Here is a 17,161-nt window from a genome sequence, read left to right as displayed (position 1 = left end):
CTGCTAGCAACCGGAGTCGGAACATGACCCACCACCGCGTCAACACGGTCCTCGGCGTGCTCGTCGTCCTCGCCGGCCTCTACTTCGGCCTCGGCTTCCTGCTCGACGGGCAGGGCGCGGCGGCGGGCTTCGGCATCAACCCGTGGCCCGAGAACGACGGGTACTTCGTGGTCAAGGGCGTGCGTGACCTCGCCTACGCGCTGACCGCGCTGGTCCTGCTCCTGCTGCGACACCGCCGCGCCCTCGGCTGGGTGGTGCTGGTCGACGCGATCATCCCCATCGGCGACTTCTTCGCCGTGGTCACCAACGGCGGCACGGTGGCCTACGCGCTGGCCGTGCACGGCTCGGCGGCCGTGCTCGTGCTCATCGTGGCGGCGTCGCTGCTGTGGGAGACCCGGAAGCGGTCAGCAGGAACGCCGGGGACCACCAGTAGTCGTGCAGCCGCGTCACCCGCACATCGGTGAACCCGGCCCGCTCGACCTGCTCCGCCCACCTCGACGCGGGCTGCTCCCACGTGGCCCGCGTCGCGCCCGGCACCAGCTGCCCGGTCAGCACCGGCATCAGGAAGCCCTGCGCCACCAGGTCCCGGTCGGCGTCGTACTCGGCCAGCCCGCGCTCGTAGACCTCGGCCAGGAACCGGCGGTGCTCGGGGCTCGCGTGGGGCAGGTCCGGCACGTCGAACTCGACCACGGCGAGCACGCCGACGTGCCCCACCAGGTCGGCCAGCACGGTGTCGCGCACCTCGTGCGGCAACGTGTGCAGCGCGAACGTCGACTGCGCCACGTCGAACACCGCGTCCGCGGGCAGCCCCGCCGCGAACAGCTCCACCCTGGTGTGCCGGGCGTCCACGTCGTACCCCTCCAACGCGCGCACCGCCGCGTCGAGCAACGCCGTGGACGGCTCGACCAGCGTCACCGAGGCGGGCGCGTGCTCCGAGGTCAGCGCCGGCCGCAGCGCCCGCCCGTCACCGCACCCGATGTCGAGCAGGCTCGTCGGCCCGACGTCGGCGTAGACCCGCCCCAACGCCTCGGTGACCGCCCGGTAGAGCCCCACGTTCCCGCCGCCGTCGATGAACGCCTCGAACGCCGCGGGCTGGTCGTACACCGACCCCTCCCGCGTCGCCGCCAGGTGTTCCGCCAACGCCGCCGCCAACGGCGTGGTCCCGCCGCGCAACGCCTCCCCGGCCGCGCCGATGTCGCCGTCCGCCAGCGCTCGCAGAGCTTCGTCGATGTGGTTCGTCACCGCACGAGCATCCCAAACACGGGTGGTCACCCGGAGTTGGCCGGACGTTGGCCCGTCGTTGGCGCGGGGCGGTCCACTGTCATTCGGATTCATCCGAGCAGGGGGAGAGATTTCCGTGGTGGCACGAGGGCACGGCGGCCGTGCGGCCGGCTGGCGGTGGTGGGGATGACCGACCAGTGGACCGGGGCCGGGATCTTCGAGAGCTACGCCAGTTTCGTCAAGACGATCGAGGGGGACGCGCAGAGCGAGACCGAACGCGTCCTGGACATCACGTTCGGCGCGATCGACGCGGTCGCCTCCACCGTGGCGCTGGTGGTCGACCCGATCGGCACGCTGCTCGCGGCCGGGATCGGGTGGTTGATCGAGCACGTCAGCTTCCTGCGCGAGCCGCTGGACATGCTGATGGGCGACCGCGACGCCATCCAGGCGCACATCGAGCAGGTCAAGGCCGACGCCAAGGCGATCCGCGACCAGGCCGAGGTGCACAAGACCGCCATGGCGCAGTTCACCGGCTGGGAGGGCAAGGCGGGCGAGGCGTTCAAGCAGAGCATGGACCGGCTGGGCGGCGAGCTGGACTCGCTGGCCGAGGTCGTGGACGGCACGGCCCGCGTGACGGCGGTGACCGGCACGCTGATCATCATCCTGCGCGACATCGTGCGCGACCTGATCGCGGGCCTGCTCGCCCAGCTCGTCAAGGGCGCGCTGATCGCGGCCGCCGCCGCGGTGTTCACGCTGGGCGCGTCGATCGTCGGGTTCATCGGCTACGCGGTCGGCGCGGCCACCGCGCTGGCGGTGCAGATCGGCGCCCGGATCGCCAAGCTGATCGCCGCGCTGGGCAGGCAGGCCGCGCGGCTGGGCAAGCTCGGCGGGTCGATGGGCACGCTGGGGCAGAACTTCTCCCGGTTCGGCGACGCGGGCGGCATCGTGCACGAGGGCGTCAAGGCAGGCGGCGGGTACGGCGACTTCTACGGCGACAAGGGCAGCGGCGCGCCGCAGAGCGGTGACCCGACGAAGGCGGCCGTCTGATGGCCCGCCACGGAGGGGGCGGCAGCTCCTCGTCCACGGGCGGGGACTCGCCGCCCAGCAGCCCGGACAGCACCACGAGCACGACCAGCAACCCGTTCAGCGACCGCTACGAGGTCAGTCCGCCGCCGTCGCCGCAGAACCCGTTCTCGGACTTCTACCAGGTCAGCGATAACGGCAGCGCGATGAGCCTGGACAACCTGGACTGGGCGGCGCAGAACCTGGACAACGTCGGCCACGGCCTCACCACGGCCGGCCAGAACCTGGGCTCGCACCAGGCGACGGCCGACGCGTACGGCGCGTTCGGCAGCATGATCGCGTCACCGCTGAACACCACGATCAGCCAGGGCGCGGACACGACCAAGGCCGCCGCGGACGCCGCCGCCAACGCCGCGCAGAAGGTCCGCGACTCCGCCGAGACGATGAGCACGACCGACACCGACATCGCCGACAACCTCGGCAACATCGGTCGGGACAACGACGTCTACCAGGGCCCGCCCGGCACCAGCCAGGGCGGCAACCAGGGTGGCGGCAACCAGGGCGGGAACAACCAGGGCGACACCACGAACCAGGGCGACACCGTGCCGCCGCCGCCCGAGGTGGCGGGCGACGGCCCGATGCCCTCGCCGCCGAACCCCACGCCGATGCCGAGCCCGGACACCAGGCCGATCGGCGACCGCATCGGTGACATCCGCCGGCAGCTCGGGGTCAACAATGACGTCGGCGCGGTCATCGTGCCCACGGGTAACCGGCCGGACGGCCGCCCGTACACGCTGGACACGCCGGTCATGGACCTGCCGCCGGAGAACCGCCACGGCCTCACGCCCGAGCAGCAGCGGATGACGCTGGGCGAGATGATGGGCTACCCGCCGGAGCTGATGGCCGACCCCGACTTCGCGGGCACCCCGGCGGCCGACGCCCTCGACATGCAGGGCGGCGGCGCCTACAACGGCGACAGCAACCTCCTCATGCTCGACGACAAGCACAACGACAACGCGACGTTGCTGCACGAGGTCGGGCACGCCCGGCAGAACGAGCACGGCTTCAACCACCACAACGCGCACAACACGTTGCTGGAGTACCAGAACGTGCTCGTCAACGAGAACGCCCACCACGGCGCGAACAACAACCCGCCGCGGTTGAGCTACCAGCTGCCGCCGGGCACGGCCGCGCACACCGACTGGAACGGCCTGCGCGACTACATCCAGGGCAACCCGGTGACGGTCAACGGCCAGCAGCTCACGATGAACCCCGCGATGCGGGACCAGAGCCTGGCCCTGTTCCAGCAGATCGACCAGCTCACCGGTCCCGGCGGGCCGTACGCGGCCAACGGCGCCCAGGTCCGCGACAACCTCATCAAGGAGTTCTTCGCCAAGGAGAAGCAGCTCCAGGGCTGACGCGGGCGCGAGCCCGGCCCCCGGCTCAGGGGGCCGGGCTGCGCATCACGACGAGGTCGCCGTGCCCGCCGTACCCGAGCACCGGCTCGGCGTACTGCGTGCCGTCGAACGTGATCATCCACCACTCGCGGCCGACCGGCAGCAGCATCGGGTGCGGGATGTTGGTGCCGTAGGGCGCGTCGAGCGTGCCCAGCTTGCGCATGGCCAGGTCGTACACCGGGTACTGCCGGGCATCGCCGTCGCTGGCGAAGAGGTACCACTGGCGGCCGACCTTCTGGATGATCGTGCCCTCGGTCTGGTCCACGGCGGTGTCCGCGCCGACCAGCCGGGTCGCGGTGTAGTCCGCGCCGGGGGCCGCGACCGCGAGCGCCGGGTGGAACACGAACGCCGGCTGCTGCGCCTCGCTCTCCACGAACGCCAGGTGCCAGCGGTCGTCGACGCGGGTCAGCGCCGGGTCCCACGAGCTGACCGCGGTCGGCAGCGGCAGCTTCTCGGTGCGCAGCACGTGCACGCCGCGCAGCACGTTCGCGGTGGTCGTGGTGTGCCGGATGTGCACGCCCCGGAACGCGAAGTCGCCCCACGAGCTCATCAGCAGGATGAACCGGCCGGTGCGGTCGTCGTACACGATCTGCCCGGCGTGGTCGCCCAGCACGACGCCGTCGCGCTCGAAGAACAGGATCGCGACCTGCTCCAGCCGCGACGGGTCGGCCAGGTCGATCGTCCACACCGCCCAGTGCGCCTGCTGGAAGAAGCCCAGCCCGGCGTTGGTCATGGTCAGGTACAGCTTGCCGTCGCGGAGGAACGGCCGGCCGTCGGCGTGCTGCACGACGTGCGGGTCGCGGACGCCCGCCTGCCCGAAGTAGCCCGCCCGCACCCGGCCCAGCCGCACGTCGCCGCCGCGCCCGCCGTAGGCGTACTCCAGGCCGCCCAGCACCGCGGGCACCCGCAGGTCGACCAGCGCGCGCACGCCGTCCCGCTCGGTCAGCACCGGCTGCCAGCCCGTGCCGGTGCCGGTGGTGTCGACCAGGACGGTGACCGCGTTCTCGTTGACGACCACGGCGAACCGGAACGCGCCGGTCACGCGCACGTCGGCGGTCTTGACGACGGTGGTCGCGCCGCCGGCGGTCACCTCGATCGACGCCTTGCCGGTGGTGGTGTCGAGGGTGCCGAGCACGGACGTCGCGCCGCCCGCCAGGCCCGCCACCACCACGCCGTCGGCGCGCTGCACCTCCACCAGCACGGACCCGAACGGCGCGCGGGGGCGCACACCGGTGCCGACCAGCGTGCCGGAGGCGGCCGACGGCGGGGTGATCGCGCTGTCGTACTGCACGAACCGCGGCGCGACCAGGTCGAACGGGCGGTGCTTGTGGGTCACCGCGAAGTGCAGGTCGAACGGGGTCGTGGCGGGTCGGGCCATCGCGGGCACGCTACCGAACAGCGCCGAGAGCGCCCCGACCGCACCCGCCGCCCCGGCGTGGCGCAACACCGCGCGTCGATCCATGTCCCGTGCCGCCATCGGACCTCCTCGGACTCCTGCCGGTACTTGTCAACCATGTGTTACAGGCAGCCGTGAGCAAGTGTCCAGAGGGGGTTCGGGGTCAGGCGGCTCCGGACAACGCGTAGCGCACGCGGTGGGTGAGGAAGAGCGACGCGTCCGGCACGTGCTCGAAGACCGTGACCACCACGTCGTCGTCCCGCAGCTCGACCGAACCGTGGCAGCGCGAGCTGTTCCCGCCCACGTCCACGACTTCGGCCAGGACCGTCGCGCGGAGGTCGCGCCCGACCGCGAGCAGCACGCCGGCGTCCAGCACCAGGACCGCGCCGCCGGGCAGCACGACCGGGGCCGACGCCCGCCCGTCCCGCAACCGGTCGCCGCGGTCGAGCGCGCCGTCGGGCCGCAGCCGCACCAGCCGGGACGAGGTCGGCGCCCGCCGGTCGCACTCGACCACCAGCACCCCGTCGGCGTCCGGCACGTAGTGGCCGTACGTGGGCCACGTGGTGAGCAGCGCGCCGTCCCGGTCGTGCAGCCGGGTCTCGAAGGTCCCGTACCCCTCCAGCCCGAGCACGAACCGACCGCCACCGACCGCCGCCGCGCGCTGACCCCGCAGCTCGGCCAGCCGGTCGCCGGTGTCCGGGCGGAGCAGCAGCGCCGGCCCGAGGTGGCCCCACGCGTGGTAGTCGGGGGTCTCGGTCAGCACCGGCAGCCGGTCGCCGCTCACGTGGACGGCCCGGGGGAGCGCACCGCACCGGTGCCACCAGACCCGCGTGCGACCGCGCCAGGCCGCGAGCTCGACCCCGGACGCGACCAGGCGCAGCCCGTCGACCTCGCCGAGGTCGCGGCGGGGTGGTGGCGCAACCCAGCCCTCGGACGTCGTCCGGTCGAGTTCGACGGCGGACAGCGGGCTCACGCGGTCGGCACCACTCTGCCGAGCCGGTGGTCCGCGGCCGGGGTCACGAGGTCCCGCCTTGCCGCGTCCGTGGTCGGCGGTGTGCCCCGGTGGTTTCACCCGACGAGTTCACGGGATCAGCACGACCTTGCCGGGCCCGTGGCCCCCGGCGATCAGGCGGTGCGCCTCGGCGGCCTCGGCCAGCGGGAACGTGGCGGCCACCGAGGTCCGCAGCTCGCCCTTCGCGGCCGGCTCCGCCAGGTCGGCGAGGCGGTCGGCGGACCGCTCCTCCGGGCCGTGGGTGAACACCACTCCGAGCTCGCCGGCGGCGGGGTCGGCGATCGTGACGATGCGGTCCGTGCCGCCGCGCAGCTCGATCGCGGCCGGCAGCGCGCCCCGGCCCGCCACGTCGAACACCGCGTCGACCCCGTCGGGCGCCACCGCGCGCACCCGCTCGACCAGGCCGTCGCCGTACGTCGTGGGCGTCGCGCCGAGCGAGGCGACGTACTCCTGGTCGGCCGGCCCGGCGGTGCCGACGACCCGCAGCCCGGCCAGCACACCGAGCTGCACGGCCATCGTGCCCACCCCGCCCGCCGCGCCGTTGACCAGCACCGTCTCACCCGCCTCGACGCCGAGCAGCCGCAGCGCCCGGTCGGAGGTCTCGACCGCCACGGGCAGCGTCACGGCCCGCTCCCACGACAGCCCCTCGGGCTTGCGCGCGACCGTGGTGGCCAGCGCGTGCTCGGCGTACGCGCCGGTGTCGGACCAGCCGAACACCTCGTCGCCGACCGACAGCCCGGTGACGCCCGGGCCGACCGCGTCGACCTCGCCCGCGACCTCGAGGCCCAGGACCGTCGGCAGCGGTGTGGTGAAGGCGGACTCCATGGCGCCCGCGCGGACCTTCGCGTCGAACGGGTTCACGCCGACCGCCCGCACCCGCAGGCGCACCTGGCCGGGACCGGGCTCGGGCCGGTCGACCTCGCCGAGGCGCAGCTCCTCCGGGCCGCCGAAGCGGGTGAGCACAACGGCTTTCACGATGTCTCCTCAGTGGACGCCCGATGGGCGATCGCGTGTTCCACCGCGCCGGCGAGGCGGGTGAAGGCGTCGATGTCGGCCGCGGTCAGGCCGCGGGTGCAGGCGCGTTCCAGCGTGGCCCACAGGTCGGTCAGCGGTTCCCGCATGGCACGGCCCCTGTCGGTGAGCCACACGTGCAGCACCCGCCGGTCGCGGTCGCTCGGCGCGCGGGTGAGCAACCCGGCCTCCTGCATGCGCCGCAACGACTTCGACACCGTCGAGTGGTCCAGGTCGACGCTGTCGAGCAGCTCCGACTGGGTCTGCCCGTCGCGTTCGAGCAGCTGCATCAGCAGCAGCTCCTGGCCGGGGTGCAGGTCCAGGTCGCGCAGCAGGGCGGCGGCGAAGCCGCGGTGGGCCCGGGCCAGCGTGAAGATCGCGTAGCTCAGCCTGCCGGCGTCGGCGGTGCTCGGCCGTCCCACGGTCGCCTCCTCGCGCCGGACACCGTGGCCGACCGCGTGACGCTAGCACCGTTACGTGGCCAGCCACATGGTCATGGCGGTCCCGTCACCCCGACGAGTGGTCCTCGGGCCGCAGCTTGGCCACCAGCTCACCCCGGCTGCGCACGTCGACCTTGCCGAACACCGACTTCAGGTGGTCCTGCACCGTGTTGGCGGAGATCGCGAGCCGGGCCGCGATGTCCGAGGTGGACCGCCCGGCGATGACCTCGTGGCACACCTCGCGCTCCCGGGCGGTGAGGCCGTACGCGGCCAGCAGCAGGCCGAGCAGCTCGCCGCCGGACGCCCGTTCGAAGGTGACCGCGGTGTCGAGGTCGTCCTCCCCGACCAACCGGGTGGCCCGCACCAGGACCCAGCCGCCGGACGCGTCGCGCACCCTGGCCCGGAACGCCCCGGACGCGGACGCCCGCGCACCCGTCACCACGGCGCGCACCATCACCGCGAACCGACCCGGCGCGATGGCGTCCAGCTCCTCCCGCCACGTCCGGGCGGCGGCCGTGGCGGCGCGCGGCACGCCGTCCGGGCCGACCACCACGAGCGCCGGGTCGCCGCCCGCCCGGGAGGTCCCGCACCGCGCCGCCACCCGCGTCGCGGCGGCCAGGGCGGGCGTCACGGACGCGACGAACTCGGCCTCGCGGGCGGAGAACTCGCCGCGCCGCACCATGCCCGCCGCACCCCAGCACGTGCCGTCCACCCGGAACACCGCGCGCAGCTCGTGGCTCAGGCCGAGCGGCCGCCACACCTCGTTGAACCGGCCGCTGCGGGCGACGTCGCGGCGCGGCACGTCCGACAGCCGCGCCACCGGCTCCGGTCGGCGGGCCAGCTCGGCGAACGTGTGCGGCTCCGCGCCGCTGTACTCGCACTGCGCCAGCACCGGCTCGTACCGGGCCGGGACGAGGGTGCGACCGCTGGTCATCGTGCTGATCACGGCGGTGTCCGGGTCCAGCGACGCCCAGCAGGTCAGGTCGGTCGGCACGACCCGCTCGACCACCTCGATCGCGGCCCGGTGCAGCTCGGCGACCCCGAGGCCCGCCGCCGCCAGTGCCGCGATCTCCCGTCGCGCGCCGATCGCCCGACCTTCCCACATGCTCGGAGTATGCGCCCGCCCGCGCCGGCCCTCCATCCCACATTTCCGGGATGGGGAGCGGCCACGGCGCGCTCCTAGCGTCGGGCCATGAAGACGCACGTGAGCAGCGCCGGCGAGGGCTTCGAGCTGACCTCCCCGGACGCGCAGATCACCATCAAGGTGGACGCCGCGCACACCGACGGCGCCTACGAGCTGTTCGAGGTCGAAGCGCCGCGCGGACCCGCCGTGCCGCCGCACGTGACGCCGTGGGCCAAGGCGTACTACGTGCTGCACGGCCGGATGGCGGTGCTGGTCGACGGCGAGGTGCACGACCTGGGGCCGGGGTCGTCCATCGCCATCCCGCCGGAGGCGGCGCACACGTTCACCGTGCACTCGCCGTCGGCGCGGTTCCTGGCGATCAGCCTGACCGACGCGATGGGCCGGTTCTTCCGCGACGTCGACCAGGCCGTGCCGGCGGGCACGCCGTCGGCCGAGGCCGGGCCGCTGCTGCGGGACGTCGTGGCGCGGCACGGGATCACGATGGGGGAGTGGTCGTCGTGAACGTCGTCGCGCAGGTCGCCGCCGGGGTGGCGGCCGGGATCCACGTGGTGGTGTTCGTGTGGGAGACGCTGCTCTTCCGCCGCCCCGCCGTGCACTGGGGCGTGTTCAAGGTGCCCGCCCAGGACGTCGAGCCGGTGCGGCTGTGGTCGTTCAACGTCGGCCTCTACAACCTGTTCCTGGGCTCCGGCACCGTCCTGGGCCTGATCGCGCTCAACACGGGCCACGAACCCGTCGGCCGCGCGCTGGTGTTCTACACGTGCGGGTTCATGGTGCTGGCCGGCATCGGCCTCGCCGTGTCCGACCGGCTCGCGATGAGCAGGCCCAGGGGCACCGGGATCGGCGGCGCTCTCGCCCAGATCACCCCGGCGCTGGTGGCGATCGTCGCCTTGGCGGTGGCCTGACCGCCACGATGGCGTCGTGGCCGACGCGTGACATCCGCACGGCCACGCGCTACCGCCGGTACCTCCGAGCGCGGCCGGTCGGCGTGACCCCGACCCGGGCCGACCGGCGCCGACCGGACGATCGACGTGCCTCCTGCGTCGGTTAGCCTTACCTAAACTTCCGGGAGGTGCGGGTGTCGCGCGAAGCGGTGCGAGGGGTCGGCCTGCTCGTGTCGATCGGCGTGCTGGGCCTGATCGTGCTGCTCAGCCTGTGGATCGGCACCAAGAGCATCCCGTTCGCCGACACCTTCGCCCTGCTCCTGGCCGACGACGGCACCGGTGACGCGGCGATCGTGCGCGACGTCCGCGTGCCGCGGGCCGTGCTCGGCCTGCTGGTCGGCGCGGCGCTCGGCCTGTCCGGCGCGGTGATGCAGGCGCTGACCCGCAACCCGCTCGCCGACCCCGGCCTGCTCGGCGTGAACATGGGCGCGGCGGCGGCGATCGTGTCCGCCATCGCGTTCTTCGGCATCACCAGCCCCACCGGGTACGTCTGGTTCGCGCTGCTCGGCGCGGCGGGCACGGCGACCGTCGTCTACGTGCTGGGCGCGGCCGGGCGCGGGGCGGCCACGCCGGACCGGCTGGTGCTCAGCGGCGCGGCGCTGACCGCGGTGCTGTACGCCTACGTCTCGGCGATCCTGCTGCTGTTCACCCACACGTTCGACTCGTTCCGGTTCTGGAACGTCGGCTCGCTGGCGGGCCGCGACTTCGAGCTGGTCGGCCAGATCTCGCCGTTCGTGCTGCCCGGCATCCTCATCGCGTTCCTGCTCGCGCGGAACCTCAACGTGCTGGCGCTGGGCGACCACACCGGCAAGGCGCTGGGCGCGAACGTCCACCGCACCCGCGCGTTCGGCGTCCTCGCCGTCACGCTCATGGCGGGCGCGGCGACCGCCGCCGCCGGGCCGATCGCGTTCGTCGGCCTGACCGTGCCGCACGTGGCCCGCATGATCGGCGGCAGCGACCAGCGCTGGGTGCTGGCCTACTCGGCGGTGCTCTCGCCGATCCTGCTGCTCGGCTCGGACGTCGTCGGCCGGGTGGTCATCGCACCGCAGGAGATGGAGGTCGGCATCATCACCGCGTTCATCGGCGCGCCCGTGTTCATCGCGCTGTGCCGGCGGCGGAAGCTGGCCACGCTGTGAGGACCCTGCGCACGCCCGCCGTCTCGCTGCGCATCAGCGAACGCGCCCTGCTCGTCAGCACGGCGATCGCCGCGCTGACCGCGGTCGCCGCCGTGGCCACCATGGTCACCGGCGACTTCCCGCTCACCGTCGGCGAGGTGCTGGCCACCTTCGCCGGCCAGGGCGACGGCTACGCCGACTTCGTCGTCTTCACGCTGCGCCTGCCCCGGCTGATCACCGGCGTGCTGGTCGGCGCGGCGCTCGCGCTCAGCGGCGCGATCCTCCAGAGCCTGTCCCGCAACCCGTTGGCCAGCCCCGACATCATCGGCTTCACCCAGGGCGCGGCCACCGGCGCGATCGCGGTCCTCGTGCTGGCGCAGGGCAGCATGGCGGCCACCGCGCTCGGCGCGACCGTCGCGGGCCTGCTCACCTCCACCGCCGTGTACCTGCTGGCGCTCAAGCAGGGCGTGCAGGGCTTCCGGCTGGTGCTCATCGGCATCGGCGTGAGCGCCATGATGCTCGCGGTCAACTCCTACCTGATCACGCGGGCCACCCTGGAGAGCGCGCTGGCCGCGCAGACGTGGCTGGTCGGCGGCCTGAACAACCGGGGCTGGGACCAGGCGCAGGTGGTCGCGGTGGTGCTGGCGGTGCTGCTGCCGTGCGCGTTGGCGCTCGGCCGCCGGCTGGCGCTGCTGGAGATGGGCGACAGCGCGGCGACCGGCTTGGGCGTGCCCGCCGAGCGCACCCGGCTGGCGCTGCTCGCGGTCAGCGTCGGCTTGGCCGCCGTCGCGACGGCCGCCGCCGGGCCGATCAGCTTCGTGGCGCTGGCCGCGCCGCAGGTCGCCCGCCGGCTCACCGGCGCGTCCGGGCCCGGCCTGGCCGCGTCGGCGCTGATGGGCGGCCTGCTGCTGGTCGTGAGCGACTTCGCGGTGCAACGGCTGTTCCCGACGACCCAGTTGCCGGTGGGCATCGCCACCGGTGCGATCGGCGGGCTCTACCTGGTGTGGTTGCTGGCCCACGAGTGGCGGAAGGGGAGCAGGGCATGACGAGGCTCCGGGGGTCGGACCTGACGCTGTCCTACGACGAGCGCGTGGTCGCGTCCGGGTTGGACGTGGAGATCCCGGACGGCTCGTTCACCGTCATCGTGGGTCCCAACGCGTGCGGCAAGTCGACCGTGCTCAAGGCGTTGGCGCGCATGCTCAAACCGCGCGCCGGCGCGGTCTACCTCGACGGCGAGGTGATCTCGGCGTACCGGTCGAAGGAGGTCGCCCGGCGGCTCGGGCTGCTCCCGCAGTCCTCCATCGCGCCCGGCGGCATCACCGTCGGCGAGCTGGTGGCGCGCGGCCGGTACCCGCACCAGCGGCTGCTGCGGCAGTGGTCGGTCGAGGACGAGGAGGTGACCGCCGCCGCGATGCGGATGACCGGCGTGCACGACCTGGCCGACCGCCTGGTGGACGAGCTGTCCGGCGGCCAGCGGCAACGCGTGTGGCTCGCGATGGTGCTGGCGCAGCAGACGTCGATCCTGCTGCTGGACGAGCCGACCACGTTCCTCGACATCGCGCACCAGGTCGAGGTGCTCGACCTGTGCGCGAACCTGCACGAGGACGGCAACCACACGCTCGTCGCCGTCCTGCACGACCTGAACCAGGCGTGCCGCTACGCCACCCACCTGATCGCCATGAAGCCCGGTGTGGGCGTGGTCGCGCAGGGCAGGCCGGCCGACATCGTCACCGCGGAGCTGGTGGAGGACGTCTTCGGCCTGCCGTGCCGGGTGATCGCCGACCCGGAGACCGACACGCCCCTGATCGTGCCGCTGCGCCGGCAGCGCGTCACCGCGTAGCGGTCACCTCGGCAGGGGGTAGGCGCCTGCGGCGATGTCGGCGAACAGCGTCGGCCCGGTCGGCGTCCAGCCGAGCAGCTCCCGGGTGCGGGCGCTGCTCGCCGCGAGGTCCAGGCCGTAGAACGCCCCGATCCAGCCGAAGTGCCGTTCGGCGTCCTCGGGCGCGATCGAGGCGGTCGGCAGGCCCAGGTGGTCGCCGAGGGCGGCGGCGAGGTCGCGGGTCGGGACGCCCTCCTCGGCCGCGGCGTGCACCCGCGACCCGGCGGGCGCCTGCTCCAGCGCGAGCCGCACCAGCCGGGCCGCGTCGGACCGGTGCACGGCCGACCAGCGGGTGGAGCCGTCGCCGAGGTAGCCGACCACGCCCTGCCGCGCCGCGACGGCCACCAGCTCCGAGACGAAACCGCGGTCGCCCGCGCCGTGCACGACCGGGGGGAAGCGCAGCGCGACCGACCGGACCCCGCGCTCGGCGTGCTCCAGAGCGAGGTTCTCGCTGCCGCCGCGCATCGAGTCAGGGCCGTGGTGCGGTGACGCGTCGTCCTCGGTGAGCGGTCGCCCGACGACGCCCGCGGCCATGCCGGAGGCGAGCAGGAACGGCCGGCCGCTGCCCTCCAGGGCGTCGAGCACCCGCGTGACGGCGGCGTGTTCGGTGCGGCCCGCGCCCGCGTAGTCGCTGAAGTCGTGGTTGAAGGCCAGGTGGATGACGCCGTCGGCGGTGGCGGCGGCCTTGGCGAGGCTGTCGGGGTCTTCCAGGCTGCCGCGGTGGGCGGTGGCGCCCTTGGCCTCCAGCGCGGCGGCGGCCTCGTCGGAGCGGGCGAGGCCGACGACCTCGTGCGAGTGGGTGAGCAGTTCGTCGGTGACGGCCGAGCCGATCCAGCCGGAGGCGCCGGTGACGAAAACGCGCATGACGTGCCCTCACTTCGTTATGTCAGTGACTGACATCGACGGTAGCACGCGATGTCAGAGACTGTCATCACTACACTCGCGCCCATGAGCCGCTGGGAACCGGACGCGCGGGGACGGATGACCCGTGCCGCGCTGGACCTGTTCACCGAACGCGGCTACGAGCGAACCACCGCGGGCGACATCGCCGAACGCGCCGGCGTGACGGAACGGACGTTCTTCCGCCACTTCGCCGACAAGCGGGAAGTCCTGTTCGACGGCTCGGAGGGCCTCGCCCGGACCGTCGCCGACGCGGTCCGGACCGCCCCGCCCGACCTGGCGCCGCTGGACGTCGCCGCCGTCGGCCTGACCGCCGCGGCCGCCCTGCTGGAGGGCGGCCACGACCAGTCCGCCCGCCGCCACCGGGTCATCGAGGCCAACCCGGCCCTGCGGGAGCGGGAACTGCTCAAGCTCGCGTCCCTGGTCGACACGACGGCGGAAGCGCTGCGGTCGCGCGCCGCCGACCCCCTCACCGCCGCCCTGGCCGCCCACAGCGCCGTCACGGCGTTCCAGGTCGCCTTCGCCCGCTGGGTCACCGAGGACCAGCCACCCGCCCTCGCCGCCTGCATCGCGGAGACCGTGGCGGCACTGCGCGCCCTCTAGTGCTGCCGGCGCCGACTACGTGCGTGATGCGGTCCACGCGTTCAACGAGCGAGGACGATCGGTGAGGCGGTCCGGCGACGGATCTGCCTGATCGCCCGAACGGCACCCGCCCCACGGGGCATCACGGCGTTTTCCGGTGGTCCAGTTCGAAGTCCCGGTGGTCGTCGGGGTCGACCATCGCGACGAGCCTGTCCCCGGGCTTCAAGCCGTGGTGCGGGGTGTCGTGCTCGATCTCGAACTCGGGCACGTCCGGGCCGCTGATCCGGAGCCGGACGCGGATGGTGGGGTCCTCGCTGATCGGCCCGACGGACAGGACCTCGGCGGTCGCCCGCAAGCCCACTTCGTCCAGGCGCAGCAATCGCCGCCTGGCGCGTGCGACACCGCGCCACACGGCGATGCCGAACGGCAGCAGCACCGCGGTGAGCACGATGCCGACGGTGCCGCCGTCGTTGGCCGCGTAGACGACCGGTCCGGTGACCATCAGCGCCACGGCGAAGAGGTGCAGGATGACGTTGTTGCCCCGGTTGGCCCCGTGTACGTCCACGAACCCGTCCTCCGCCATCCCGTCACCTTAAGCGGGTCGTGGGTGCCGTGGGCCGGAAACCCGCGATGGCATCAGCGGTGCCGGACCCGGTAGCGGATCTTCCCCGTGGCGACGTCGAGGGCGGCGAGCGAGCAACGAGGTCCTGGTGACCACAGGCTGACCGATCGACCCACGGGACCGATCACCACCGCCACCAGACCCCGCTCCGGTGTTCACAACAGCCGGTCCGCCAACGCCGCGACCGCCCGCGCGTCGCCGTCGCGGAGCAGCGCCCGGAGGTTCGCCGCCACGCCGCGATCGGAGTGGGCGAACCCGAGCCTGGCGATCGTCGCGCCCCACCGGACGTCGTCGTCGACCGCGCGGGCCAGGTCCGCCCAGCCGCCGCGCAGCCGGTGGAGGTAGGCCGGCCACCGGGTGGCGATTTCGGCGACCGCGACCAGGTGGCACGCCTGCCCGACGTCGACCGAGCCCAGCACCCGCAGGTGGAACTGCCACACGTTGAGCAGCCGCTTCTCCTCGCGCACCGACTGCTCGGGCTGGGCCTTGAGCCGGCGGCGGAGGTGGTCCCGCACCTCCGCGTGCCGCTCGACCGCCACGACGATCCGGTCCACGTCCTGCGCGCCCCGCGACTCCGCGAACACCGACTCCGCGCCCACCGACTCCGCGAACACCGCCGAGTCCGCGGAGAGCGTGGCCTCGGCGTGGACGTCACGCCAGTGGTCCTCGTGCACCGGACCGAGTTGCGCGAGCAGGACGTGGTCGACGGAGTCCGCGGTCGTGCGGGGCAGCCGCACCGGGAGCTGGACCAGCTTGCGCAGGAACGTCCACCCCGGGCTCGGGTCGTCGGGGTGCGCGACGACTTCCGCGTCGGCGAGCTCCTTGTAGGCGTGGTCGACGTGCGACGCGACCACCGACGAGTCGAGCCCGAGCACGAACCGGGTGGCCGGGAAGTCCTCGGACAGGAACACGTTGATCGCTTCGAACACCTGGGCCGTCGTGCGCGGTGTGCACCGGTCGAGGTCGTCGATCAGCAGGACGAGCCGGTACCCGTGCGCCGCGAGGTCTTCCAGCAACGCCTGGACGTCGTGCTGCACGAGGTACAGGTACCCGGAACGGGCGTGGTAGTACGGATCGCGGATCGCCGGGTCCGTCGCGGTGCCGTGGAAGGCGTTGCTCGCCACCGGTCCCGTGAACAGCTCACCCGGCAGGAACGCGGACGCCCGGTCCCGGAAGTACCGCTTCGCGGTGTGCAGCAGGCCCAGTCCGGCGAGCCCGGCGGTCACCCACCACGCCCAACCGAGGTTCAGCTTGGTCAGCGCGCCCAGCGCGGAGAGCCCGAACCCGAGCCCCGCGAACGACAGCAGCGGCGAGTGGACCCGCTTCCACAACTGCCGCTGGAGGTGCCGCCGGTCCACCCGGTGGACGTTCGCCGCGAACCAGTACCGCTCCCGGGTGTCCGGGTGCGGCATGATCGCCGACTGGACCGCGTCGGTCACGGCCTTCGCCAGTCCCGCCCACACCTGCTCGCTCGACTGGTGCCGCCACGGGTTGAACGACACGACCAGCGGCTTGACCACCGCGTGGGTCGTCGGGGTCTCGGGCGCCGGTGGCGTCGCCCCCGCCGGCGGCCGGGACAGCAGGCGGTCCGCGCGGAACACGGTCAGCCTGCGCCCGGGCGGCACCGCGGTGGCCGGAGCGGACATCCGGTTCTTGACGAGTTCCAGCACCGTGCTCTTGCCGGAGCCCCACGTGCCCTCCACGGTGATCACCACCGGTCCGTCGTCCTCCCCGGGCCGGAGCACCTCGGTGAGCGCGTCCACCAGGGCGCCGAGGTCGAGCAGGTCCTCCCGCGCGACGCGGTCGCTGAAACCGCGGGTGGACACCGGGCCGATCCGCGGCACGGGTGGCAGCAGCGGGTCCCAGATCTTCACGTCGCCACCGTCGTCACCGGAGGCGATGCGCGGGGTCCCGTCCGGCCCGATCCAGCTGACCAGGTGGTCCGCGCGGACGAGGGCGAGGCCGATGCGCTGCTGCTCGCCGCTGCGCGGGTCCCAGAGCCGGATCGAGCCGCCCGCGCTCGCCGACACGACCAGCGGCCCGTCCGGGGACGGGCACGTGGTGACCGTGGTGACCGGCGTGGTGTGCCCGCGCAGCGTGCGCCACTCGCCCGTGTCACCGGTGGTGCGGACCAGGACGTCCGTGCCGTCGACCCGCACCTGGAGGCCGTCGGGCAGGGAGAACCCCGCGAGGTTGTCGGCCGCGAGTCGCCAGGAGGTCCGTTCCCCGCCCTGGTAGCGCTCGCCGGTGTTCGCGTGCACGACCTCGCGGACCCGGTGCCCGTGCACCTGGAGCAGCGGGTCCGCCGGGACCTCGGTGTCGACCGCGAGACGGGTGATCGGCTCGCCGCACTCGATGATGCGGTCGAGGGTCATCCGCGTCACCGCGTCCGTCGTCCTCACGCGGGAAAAGTACCGG

18 protein-coding genes are annotated in these 17,161 nt (G+C 73.6%); 9 read left to right on the top strand and 9 right to left on the bottom strand.

The annotated features are described in order from the left end of the window. Nucleotides 1-23: 23 nt before the first annotated feature. Nucleotides 24-464 (top strand): DUF4267 domain-containing protein, encoded by a 441-nt coding sequence (locus ACIQMJ_RS10865; RefSeq protein WP_499760743.1) that lies wholly within the window; start codon nucleotides 24-26, stop codon nucleotides 462-464. On the opposite strand, the gene ACIQMJ_RS10860 is transcribed toward ACIQMJ_RS10865, so the two are convergent. Then, the gene (locus ACIQMJ_RS10860) at nucleotides 364-1,242 is read right to left on the bottom strand and encodes a class I SAM-dependent methyltransferase (protein ID WP_499760742.1); all 879 of its coding nucleotides are present in this window, start codon (nucleotides 1,240-1,242) and stop codon (nucleotides 364-366) included. The two genes, ACIQMJ_RS10865 and ACIQMJ_RS10860, sit on opposite strands and share 101 nt — an antisense overlap. A 165-nt stretch (nucleotides 1,243-1,407) precedes the next feature. Between ACIQMJ_RS10860 and ACIQMJ_RS10855 the strand changes: the two genes are divergently transcribed. Together ACIQMJ_RS10855 and ACIQMJ_RS10850 are read left to right on the top strand one after the other, a co-directional pair. Continuing rightward, nucleotides 1,408-2,268: a WXG100 family type VII secretion target gene (locus tag ACIQMJ_RS10855; RefSeq protein ID WP_499760741.1), complete on the top strand. Its 861-nt coding sequence runs from the start codon at nucleotides 1,408-1,410 to the stop codon at nucleotides 2,266-2,268. Beyond that, nucleotides 2,268-3,662, top strand: a complete 1,395-nt coding sequence (locus tag ACIQMJ_RS10850; RefSeq protein ID WP_499760740.1) for a hypothetical protein — start codon at nucleotides 2,268-2,270, stop codon at nucleotides 3,660-3,662. The genes ACIQMJ_RS10855 and ACIQMJ_RS10850 overlap by 1 nt, the downstream gene beginning before the upstream one ends. Nucleotides 3,663-3,687: 25 nt before the next feature. On the opposite strand, the gene ACIQMJ_RS10845 is transcribed toward ACIQMJ_RS10850, so the two are convergent. The 5 genes from ACIQMJ_RS10845 to ACIQMJ_RS10825 form a co-directional block, all read right to left on the bottom strand. Continuing rightward, complete coding sequence (locus ACIQMJ_RS10845) at nucleotides 3,688-5,178, bottom strand: hypothetical protein (protein ID WP_499760739.1); 1,491 nt, start codon at nucleotides 5,176-5,178, stop codon at nucleotides 3,688-3,690. An 82-nt stretch (nucleotides 5,179-5,260) separates the two neighbouring features. Continuing rightward, the gene (locus ACIQMJ_RS10840) at nucleotides 5,261-6,070 is read right to left on the bottom strand and encodes a hypothetical protein (protein ID WP_499760738.1); all 810 of its coding nucleotides are present in this window, start codon (nucleotides 6,068-6,070) and stop codon (nucleotides 5,261-5,263) included. 108 nt (nucleotides 6,071-6,178) lie between these two features. Further along, the gene (locus ACIQMJ_RS10835) at nucleotides 6,179-7,084 is read right to left on the bottom strand and encodes an NADP-dependent oxidoreductase (RefSeq protein WP_499760737.1); all 906 of its coding nucleotides are present in this window, start codon (nucleotides 7,082-7,084) and stop codon (nucleotides 6,179-6,181) included. Further along, nucleotides 7,081-7,542, bottom strand: coding sequence for a MarR family winged helix-turn-helix transcriptional regulator (locus tag ACIQMJ_RS10830; protein WP_499760736.1), 462 nt, complete (start codon nucleotides 7,540-7,542; stop codon nucleotides 7,081-7,083). Before ACIQMJ_RS10830 ends, ACIQMJ_RS10835 begins: the two co-directional genes overlap by 4 nt. Before the next feature lie 85 nt (nucleotides 7,543-7,627). After that, nucleotides 7,628-8,665, bottom strand: coding sequence for a helix-turn-helix transcriptional regulator (locus ACIQMJ_RS10825; RefSeq protein ID WP_499760735.1), 1,038 nt, complete (start codon nucleotides 8,663-8,665; stop codon nucleotides 7,628-7,630). A gap of 87 nt (nucleotides 8,666-8,752) precedes the next feature. On the opposite strand from ACIQMJ_RS10825, the gene ACIQMJ_RS10820 reads away from it, so the two are divergent. The 5 genes from ACIQMJ_RS10820 (at nucleotide 8,753) to ACIQMJ_RS10800 (ending at nucleotide 12,600) form a co-directional block, all read left to right on the top strand. Continuing rightward, nucleotides 8,753-9,205, top strand: coding sequence for a cupin domain-containing protein (locus ACIQMJ_RS10820; RefSeq protein WP_499760734.1), 453 nt, complete (start codon nucleotides 8,753-8,755; stop codon nucleotides 9,203-9,205). Then, entirely contained in the window at nucleotides 9,193-9,606 is a 414-nt protein-coding gene (locus ACIQMJ_RS10815) for a DUF1304 domain-containing protein (protein WP_499760733.1), read from the top strand. The genes ACIQMJ_RS10820 and ACIQMJ_RS10815 overlap by 13 nt, the downstream gene beginning before the upstream one ends. 173 nt (nucleotides 9,607-9,779) lie before the next feature. Then, nucleotides 9,780-10,781, top strand: a complete 1,002-nt coding sequence (locus tag ACIQMJ_RS10810; RefSeq protein ID WP_499761062.1) for a FecCD family ABC transporter permease — start codon at nucleotides 9,780-9,782, stop codon at nucleotides 10,779-10,781. Further along, nucleotides 10,778-11,806, top strand: coding sequence for a FecCD family ABC transporter permease (locus tag ACIQMJ_RS10805; protein WP_499760732.1), 1,029 nt, complete (start codon nucleotides 10,778-10,780; stop codon nucleotides 11,804-11,806). The genes ACIQMJ_RS10810 and ACIQMJ_RS10805 overlap by 4 nt, the downstream gene beginning before the upstream one ends. Then, nucleotides 11,803-12,600 carry an ABC transporter ATP-binding protein gene (locus ACIQMJ_RS10800; RefSeq protein ID WP_499760731.1) on the top strand — a complete coding sequence of 266 codons (798 nt, stop codon included), beginning with the start codon at nucleotides 11,803-11,805 and terminating at the stop codon, nucleotides 12,598-12,600. The genes ACIQMJ_RS10805 and ACIQMJ_RS10800 overlap by 4 nt, the downstream gene beginning before the upstream one ends. A gap of 3 nt (nucleotides 12,601-12,603) precedes the next feature. Here the strand turns inward: ACIQMJ_RS10800 and ACIQMJ_RS10795 are convergent, their stop codons facing one another. Beyond that, entirely contained in the window at nucleotides 12,604-13,503 is a 900-nt protein-coding gene (locus ACIQMJ_RS10795) for an SDR family oxidoreductase (protein WP_499760730.1), read from the bottom strand. Between the two features lie 84 nt (nucleotides 13,504-13,587). Here ACIQMJ_RS10795 and ACIQMJ_RS10790 point away from each other — a divergent pair, with 84 nt between their 5' ends. Continuing rightward, the gene (locus ACIQMJ_RS10790) at nucleotides 13,588-14,142 is read left to right on the top strand and encodes a TetR/AcrR family transcriptional regulator (protein ID WP_499760729.1); all 555 of its coding nucleotides are present in this window, start codon (nucleotides 13,588-13,590) and stop codon (nucleotides 14,140-14,142) included. 121 nt (nucleotides 14,143-14,263) lie between these two features. On the opposite strand, the gene ACIQMJ_RS10785 is transcribed toward ACIQMJ_RS10790, so the two are convergent. Beyond that, a complete protein-coding gene (locus tag ACIQMJ_RS10785) occupies nucleotides 14,264-14,704 on the bottom strand; it encodes a hypothetical protein (RefSeq protein ID WP_499760728.1) in 441 nt (146 codons plus the stop codon). Nucleotides 14,705-14,898: 194 nt separating this feature from the next. Next, on the bottom strand, nucleotides 14,899-17,145 hold the full coding sequence (locus ACIQMJ_RS10780) for a P-loop NTPase fold protein (RefSeq protein ID WP_499760727.1): 2,247 nt from the start codon (nucleotides 17,143-17,145) through the stop codon (nucleotides 14,899-14,901). Nucleotides 17,146-17,161 lie beyond the last annotated feature (16 nt).

This window comes from Actinosynnema sp. NPDC091369 (assembly GCF_044757065.1).
GTDB lineage: Bacteria > Actinomycetota > Actinomycetes > Mycobacteriales > Pseudonocardiaceae > Actinosynnema.
This window is presented reverse-complemented; position numbering and strand designations above follow the sequence as displayed.

Excerpts from the sequence above, each read along its gene's own strand:
- ACIQMJ_RS10785 (WP_499760728.1), bottom strand. The coding sequence starts at position 14,704 with ATGGCGGAGGACGGGTTCGTGGACGTACACGGGGCCAACCGGGGCAAC.
- ACIQMJ_RS10845 (WP_499760739.1), bottom strand. The coding sequence starts at position 5,178 with ATGGCGGCACGGGACATGGATCGACGCGCGGTGTTGCGCCACGCCGGG.
- ACIQMJ_RS10850 (WP_499760740.1), top strand. The coding sequence starts at position 2,268 with ATGGCCCGCCACGGAGGGGGCGGCAGCTCCTCGTCCACGGGCGGGGAC.
- ACIQMJ_RS10820 (WP_499760734.1), top strand. The coding sequence starts at position 8,753 with ATGAAGACGCACGTGAGCAGCGCCGGCGAGGGCTTCGAGCTGACCTCC.
- ACIQMJ_RS10790 (WP_499760729.1), top strand. The coding sequence starts at position 13,588 with ATGAGCCGCTGGGAACCGGACGCGCGGGGACGGATGACCCGTGCCGCG.
- ACIQMJ_RS10800 (WP_499760731.1), top strand. The coding sequence starts at position 11,803 with ATGACGAGGCTCCGGGGGTCGGACCTGACGCTGTCCTACGACGAGCGC.
- ACIQMJ_RS10865 (WP_499760743.1), top strand. The coding sequence starts at position 24 with ATGACCCACCACCGCGTCAACACGGTCCTCGGCGTGCTCGTCGTCCTC.
- ACIQMJ_RS10795 (WP_499760730.1), bottom strand. The coding sequence starts at position 13,503 with ATGCGCGTTTTCGTCACCGGCGCCTCCGGCTGGATCGGCTCGGCCGTC.
- ACIQMJ_RS10825 (WP_499760735.1), bottom strand. The coding sequence starts at position 8,665 with ATGTGGGAAGGTCGGGCGATCGGCGCGCGACGGGAGATCGCGGCACTG.
- ACIQMJ_RS10855 (WP_499760741.1), top strand. The coding sequence starts at position 1,408 with ATGACCGACCAGTGGACCGGGGCCGGGATCTTCGAGAGCTACGCCAGT.